Origin of the sequence: Nonomuraea rhizosphaerae (genome assembly GCF_019396405.1) — a bacterium.
Taxonomy (GTDB): domain Bacteria; phylum Actinomycetota; class Actinomycetes; order Streptosporangiales; family Streptosporangiaceae; genus Nonomuraea; species Nonomuraea rhizosphaerae.
The window spans coordinates 1-6,374 of record NZ_JAHKRL010000144.1 but is presented as its reverse complement, the minus strand read 5'-3'; the positions used below and the strand labels follow the sequence as shown (position 1 = coordinate 6,374).

3 protein-coding genes are annotated in these 6,374 nt (G+C 69.6%); 2 read left to right on the top strand and 1 reads right to left on the bottom strand.

Annotation, left to right across the window (positions count from 1 at the left end; all coding sequences use genetic code 11):
- The first annotated feature begins 315 nt into the window (after positions 1 to 315).
- Positions 316 to 840: a 50S ribosomal protein L10 gene (rplJ, locus tag KME77_RS07025; protein WP_219463128.1), complete on the top strand. Its 525-nt coding sequence runs from the start codon at positions 316 to 318 to the stop codon at positions 838 to 840.
- A gap of 68 nt (positions 841 to 908) precedes the next feature.
- The gene (gene rplL / locus KME77_RS07020) at positions 909 to 1,301 is read left to right on the top strand and encodes a 50S ribosomal protein L7/L12 (RefSeq protein WP_219463127.1); all 393 of its coding nucleotides are present in this window, start codon (positions 909 to 911) and stop codon (positions 1,299 to 1,301) included.
- A 103-nt stretch (positions 1,302 to 1,404) separates the two neighbouring features.
- Here rplL and KME77_RS07015 read toward each other — a convergent pair.
- The coding region (locus tag KME77_RS07015) for a hypothetical protein (RefSeq protein ID WP_219463125.1) at positions 1,405 to 6,374 on the bottom strand (4,970 nt) is incomplete at its 5' end.

Below are 6,374 nucleotides of genomic sequence, written 5' to 3'. Positions count from 1 at the left end.
GTGGGCGGCGACCGGCGAACGGTCGCCGCCCACGCGCGTGTCCCGTCACATGTCCCGTCACATGGGAAGTCGCTCGCCGCCGCGATTTGGAAAGTCGGCGGACAGCACGTACTCTGGTCGTTGCCGAAGACCGCCGGTCGTCGTCAGGTGCCTCAAAACCTGGCGACCGAAGGATCCACCTCGTGTGGACGGCCCGCGCAGGTGTGATACGAGTTTCTCGTGCGGATCCGTCCGCTGTGAGCCCCGTGTGCGCCCTGCGCCCGGGGCTGTTCTCATTTCTGGGCCTTCGCCGGTGGCACATCTGGAAGGAGGCCCATGGCGAGGCCGGATAAGGCGACAGCGGTTGCCGAGCTCAAGAGCGAGTTCGAGGGCAGCAGCGCCGCCGTTCTGACCGAGTACCGCGGTCTCACCGTCGCCCAGCTCAAGCAGCTGCGCGTCTCTCTCGGTGAGAATGCGAAGTTCGCCGTGGCGAAGAACACCCTGACCAAGATTGCGGCCACCGAGGCCGGTCTCGCGGGTCTTGACGACCTGCTCACCGGTCCGACCGCGATCGCCTTCGTCAACGGCGACGTTGTCGAGGCGGCCAAGGGTCTGCGTGACTTCGCCAAGGCCAATCCCCTTCTGGTGATCAAGGGCGGCGTCCTCGACGGCAAGACGCTGGACGCCGCTGAAATCACCAAGCTCGCTGACCTGGAGTCCCGCGAGGTCCTCCTCGCGAAGCTGGCCGGCGCGATCAAGGCGAAGCAGAACGCTGCCGCCGCGATGTTCAACGCGCTGCCCACCAAGATGGCCCAGCTGGCCGACGCTCTGCGCGCCAAGCAGGACGAGGCCGGCGAGTAGTACGGGGATTGCCGCATCACCCGCGGTCCCGTTCCTAGTTATCGCAATTTCCATACGGAGGAAACATCATGGCGAAGCTCAGCACCGACGAGCTGCTCGACGCTTTCAAGGAGATGACCCTTCTTGAGCTGTCCGAGTTCGTGAAGCAGTTCGAGGAAGTGTTCGACGTCAAGGCCGCCGCCCCGGTCGCCGTTGCCGCCGCCCCCGCCGCCGCCGGTGGTGGCGAGGCCGCCGCCGCTGAGGAGCAGGACGAGTTCGACGTCATCCTCGAGGGTGCCGGCGAGAAGAAGATCCAGGTCATCAAGGAGATCCGCGCCCTGACGTCCCTGGGTCTCAAGGAGGCCAAGGACCTGGTCGACGGCGCTCCCAAGAACGTCTTCGACGGCAAGGTCAACAAGGAGCAGGCGGAGAAGGCCAAGGCTGCCCTCGAGGGCGCCGGCGCCACCGTCACCGTGAAGTAACACCACTTCGCGAAAGCGTCACCGAAACGTCCAGCGTGGCGTTTCACTCCAGAAGGGGCGGTCACACCCTGGTGCCGGGTGTGCCGCCCCTTTTGCATGCTCCTCAGCGTCCGCGTCTGGGTTTGCGACCTAGCAGTTGTCCGCTGCGGAGCAGGCGGCGCTGCACCTGGTCCGCCCACTCGCGGTTGCCGGCCAGCCTGCGTCCGTCCTGGGCGGTGTAGAGCTCCAGCAGCCGGGGACGGTCCACCTCGGCGTCCCAGAGCCGGCTCCAGATGGGAATCCACCGGTCGAGGCGCCATCCCGGCATGGCGAAGACCCGGCCCAGCCACCGCAGGCCCAGCAGGTTCAGCCGGTCGTTCGGCTCGCAGCGCAGCCACAGATCGCCGTAGTTGCGCAGTGCTGGTCTGGGCCGGGCCAGCTCGTTGACCAGCCAGGTTTCGGCCGCGGCTGTCGTCTCCGGAGTGGGGCCGCAGTCGAGCAGCGCGATCAGGGTGTCGTAGCTGTCGGGGGAGTGCTCGGCTGTGACCCGGTCGAGCACCAGCCGCGTGATCTCCGGGTCCGGCGCGTGTCCGAGCACCGCCAGCGCGATGCGGAGCAGGGCGTTCGAGGTCGGATGGCTCCGTAGCCAGGCGACGGCGGCCTCCCGCAGCCCTGGGTCACCGGGACGGGCCTGCCAGACACGCGGCCAGATGTCGCTCCAGCCGTCCTCCTCAACGTGGTGGGTGAACCATAGCGCCGCGTACCTGCCCAGCACGTCGTCGGCGGGGTTCGCCAGCACGGCGGCCTGCCACAGGGCCACGTCTTCGCGGGAGACGGCGTCCGCCCCGTCGAGCTGAGCGCGTACGACCTCGTCGAGTCCGGGCACCGGTTCGGGCGCCTCCCGAAGGGCCAGCCACAGCCCGAGCCAGGCGCGATCGGCGGGCGTCCGGGCGCGCAACAGCTCCACCCCGACCTCCGCCAGGTCGGGCGGCTGGGCCGAGCGCCACAGGTGTCGCCAGGCGGAAGCCAGGCGTGGATCGTCCCCACCAGCCATGATCTGGCGTTTCGCGATCTCGCCGAGCCTGGTGTCCTGCGGCAGCCACACGGCCTCCCACAGGCTGAGCCACCGTGAGCTGTCGGGTGGCATGTGCAGGAGCTGACCGCTCAGGGAGCGCCGGACCCGGCCGCCCAGCTCTTCCTCCCTGCGCAGGATCTTCCTCACGATGAGCATGACCTGCTCGTCGTCGATCTCCTGCGAGGTGATCAGGTTGCCCAGCGCCATGGCGGGGGACAGGTCGTCGGGGTGGTGGCGCTGGATCTCCAGCCACACGTCCGCCCAGAGCTCGCCCCCGCTCGGGTGGGGCGGCGGCGCGGCCAGCCAGCTGCGGCCCAGATCCATCAGTGCCTCGGAGCCCGGCCGGTGTTCGAGGCACGTACGCCAGATCCGCACGGTCCCCGCGTTTAGCCGGGTCTGCTCGGCGTCCGCCTCGAACTGGTTCACCAGCCCGTCCTTGTCCGCGGACTGCTCCCAGACGGTCAGCCAGTAGTCGATCTCGTGCTTCTGTTGGACGGGCGCGGGACCGTCGATCCCGCTCAGAGCCTGTACGCGCGCCGAGAGATCCTCGCCGGCGTGCTGGTTGGCGATCAGCCACAGCTGCTTCCACGAGTTGTCCCGGTCGGCGGCGGCCTCCAGCCAGTCCACAATCCGGGTGACCAGCGGCCTCGGAACCGGCGTCACGTCGCCGAACTGCTTGACCACCAGCGGCAGCAGGTCCGTGCTGGCTGGCTCGCGCGCCAATGCCGTCAGTACGGAGTCCAGCGCCTTGTCTCCCGCGAGGTGGCGGACCTGCTGCACGACCTTCGGCCAGAGCCGGGAACTCGGCTGCATCTGGCCGAGCACGTGCAGCCCGGCGTCAGCGAACCAGCCGGGCAGCTTTTGGCGGCGGTAAGCATGAGACAGACGCAACCAGACCGAGGGCAGCGACGGATATGCGACCAGATCCCGACTGCGCACCTCCGTCAGCCAGTCCATGCCGAGCTGGAAGTAGGGCCAGTTAAGCGGGGCGCCCTGGGCGCGCTCCGCCCAGATCCGGATGCCGCTCCACTCGGCCCCGCCGCCTCGCTCACCGTCCAAGTAGCGGTCCGCCAGGGCGAACAGCCTGCTCTCGGCCTCCTTGTCCCGGCCGGTCCGGCGCAGTTGCCTGCGCGCCTGGTGCCAGATGCCGATCCACCCCGGGCGGGCGGACGGGGTGCTCTCCAGATGACGCAGGCCCAGCTCGACGAGCTCGGGCGTGGGATGCTCCATGATGAGCGGCTCCCAGACGTACGACCAAGAGGGCGCGCTAAGGTGCAGCTCGGTCCAGGTGGTGGCGAACGCCGCCAGCTCCTCGTCGCGAAGCTCCTTGACTGCCCACACCTGCGACCAGATGTGCGACCACCCGGTGTCGGCGTGGAGGAACGAGCGCAGGAACGATCGGGCCAGGCGGAGCAACCGTTCGTCGCCGCCGCGCTTCCAGAGCAGCTCCCAGACCTTGCCCGCCGACTGCAGCGGCGGTCCCGACTCGAGCCAGCTCCACAGCCGCTCGCAGAGCGGGTGATCGGCCAGCTTGTTGTTGACGACCAGCTCGAAGAGCATGCTTGGGTCGCCGCGGTCGCTGTCGATCCAGCGCAGGCAGTCGTTCCAGAGGCGGGCTGAGACATGTGGGGACTCCTGGGTCACCAACCCTTCCAGTACGTAGTTGGCCCACGGGGCGGTGCACCAGTCGGTGATCCAGTCACGGGCCCACTGGTCGATCGTCCTGCTCTTCGCGGCCAGCCATGCCGGGGCCGGGACGGGCTCCTGTTTGAGCTCCATGGGCTGCCCGTGGGCTAGGCGCAGCAGCAGGCCGAGCGGCATGCCAGCGAACGGCGAGGCGCGGTGCCGCTCGACCCAGGCGAGCGCGGCGCGCAGGGAGTCGTCGTGCCGCCGCGCGTTCCTGACGAGCCAGCTTACGAACTTGGCCCAGCCCGCGTTGCCGGGCATCTGCGGGAGCACCTTGGCCAACCGGTCGCGGCGATCGGCCAGTTCGGCGTCCGGAGTGGCGTGGACCAGGCCAAGGGCGAGCTCACCAGGTGGCAAGGGCCTGCTGGTGAGATAGTCCTCCACGGTTGAGAGCAGCCTGGGGGAGACTCCGGGGATGCGCAGGGACTCCTGCGCCACGTGTCCCCAGCCGGGCCAGGATTGGTCGCGGATCAGCGCGTCGATCACCGGCTCGCGGGCCCGCTCCTGCTCGGCGGGCACGGCTCGGGCCCATTGCAGCAGCTTGTGACAGGTGAGGCGGTAGCCGGTGCTGGTCCGGTCGCTCTCGGCGAGCGCCCGCGCCGCGAGGTCCACTGGGTGGGGCAGGAACTCCACCTGAGGGCAACGGGCCGCTAGCTCGATCCATACAGGCAGGTCGGAGCACTCCCAGTGCTCGGTGCCCACCCGGACGGCCTCGGGCAGCACCTTCTGGTAGATCGCGGTCAGCTCGCCGGTCAGGCCGTCGTGCTCCAGGCCGTCGTCCTCGGCGGCGATTCTGGCCAGCGTCCACAAGGGGGCGTTGCGTTGGGCAGGCTCAGTGCTCCAGCCGCGCAGGTCGTCCACGCACTCGCGGATCGTCCTGGCACGGTCCTTGGCGAATCTCTCCGGCGGGTACCACCCATCGAAGATCATCCGAGCCAGTCTCGGGTGCATGCGCCACGTGCCGGACTCCGACTGGCCGTCCGGCTCGCACCGCATGTAGAGGTCGGGCAGGAGCTTGAGCCGTTTCTCGTCGAGGAGAAGGGAGACGACGTCGTTCTGATAGCCCACCTCGTACCTGCTCATGGCGGCCATCCGGCTGATGAGCTCCTCAAGCCCGATCGCCAGCGGCTGGCCGCAGCGCTGCTCGTGATGACGGACGATGCGGCGGAACCGGTCGACGAAGGGACGCGCATGATCGGAGTCGATCACGGTGTTGTGGGCGCTCTCCCACCACTGCAGCAGGAGCAGGAACGGCAGCTCGCTCTCCATCCCCTCGTGCTCCGGCCGGTGCTCGGTGCGCAGCTCGAACCACTGCGCGAGCTGCTCGATCTCATCGGAGTCGCAGGGCGGGACCTCCACGTGGGTCACGGTGACGAGGTCGCCGAGATCCTCGACGAAACGCCGGTATTGGCTGGGCGGGCCGCTGCAGACGACCAGCGGCAGTCGCCCGCCGTGCTCCCTGGCGGCCAGCCACGGAGCGTCGGCTCCGGCCCCCGGCTGGGCGAGGTAGGGGTCGTCGATCGCGATCACGCCCGGCCCGCGCTCGCCGGGTAGCTCGGCGAACCACTTCAGCGCCTGGGGGAGGCCGTCGACCCGCTTGCCGAGCCAAGCCACCGGCCCGATGCCGGTGGCGTAAAGGTGCGCGAGAAGGGTCAGCAGCAGCACGCTCTTGCCAGATCCGTGCTCACCGCCCAGCCACATCACCGAGAGGTCGCCCTCGCTGGCGCGCTCCCGCCAGCGGGGGACGCTCTTTAGCGCCCGCTCCAGCACGGCCGCTCGCGGCGCGAACATGCCGTTGCGCAGGTCGTCCGGGCTCGCGTCGGGGCGGGCGACGACGACCTCGCCGCGCTCCACCCGATCGGGCACCCGGTCGGCCGAGCTCCACAGCCGCATGGCCGAACGCTCGGAGGTGCGCGGGTGACGAAGCCCGCTCACCTCGTCATGGGCGCCGCTGAGGATGCTCGCCAGTCGGCTGAGCGAGCCGCGGCCGGCGAACAGACGCATCGCCGTGTCGTGCCACCAGACGGCCGCGCGCGGGTGAGCAAGCTTGTTATGCAGGTGCGCGACGAGGTCTGCGGCGTCTGGGCCGCGTTCGGCGTACTCGATGGACTCGGCGAAGTCCGTGCCCGCGCCGATCTGCGCCACCGCGCTCTCCACGGCGCGGCGACTGCTCGAGGGAAAAGCGAGGCGCAGGCGCGGGTGGCCGGTCATCGGGTTGGCCTCCAGCTCACGGTAGATCGCGAAGAGCCGGCTGGCCGCCTCGGCGGCCGAGGTCGGGTCCGTCGCCTGAGCGACGGGGCTCGCCGCGTGCAGCCAAAGGCCCTCCGCGGCCG

Excerpts from the sequence above, each read along its gene's own strand:
- rplL (WP_219463127.1), top strand. The coding sequence starts at position 909 with ATGGCGAAGCTCAGCACCGACGAGCTGCTCGACGCTTTCAAGGAGATG.
- rplJ (WP_219463128.1), top strand. The coding sequence starts at position 316 with ATGGCGAGGCCGGATAAGGCGACAGCGGTTGCCGAGCTCAAGAGCGAG.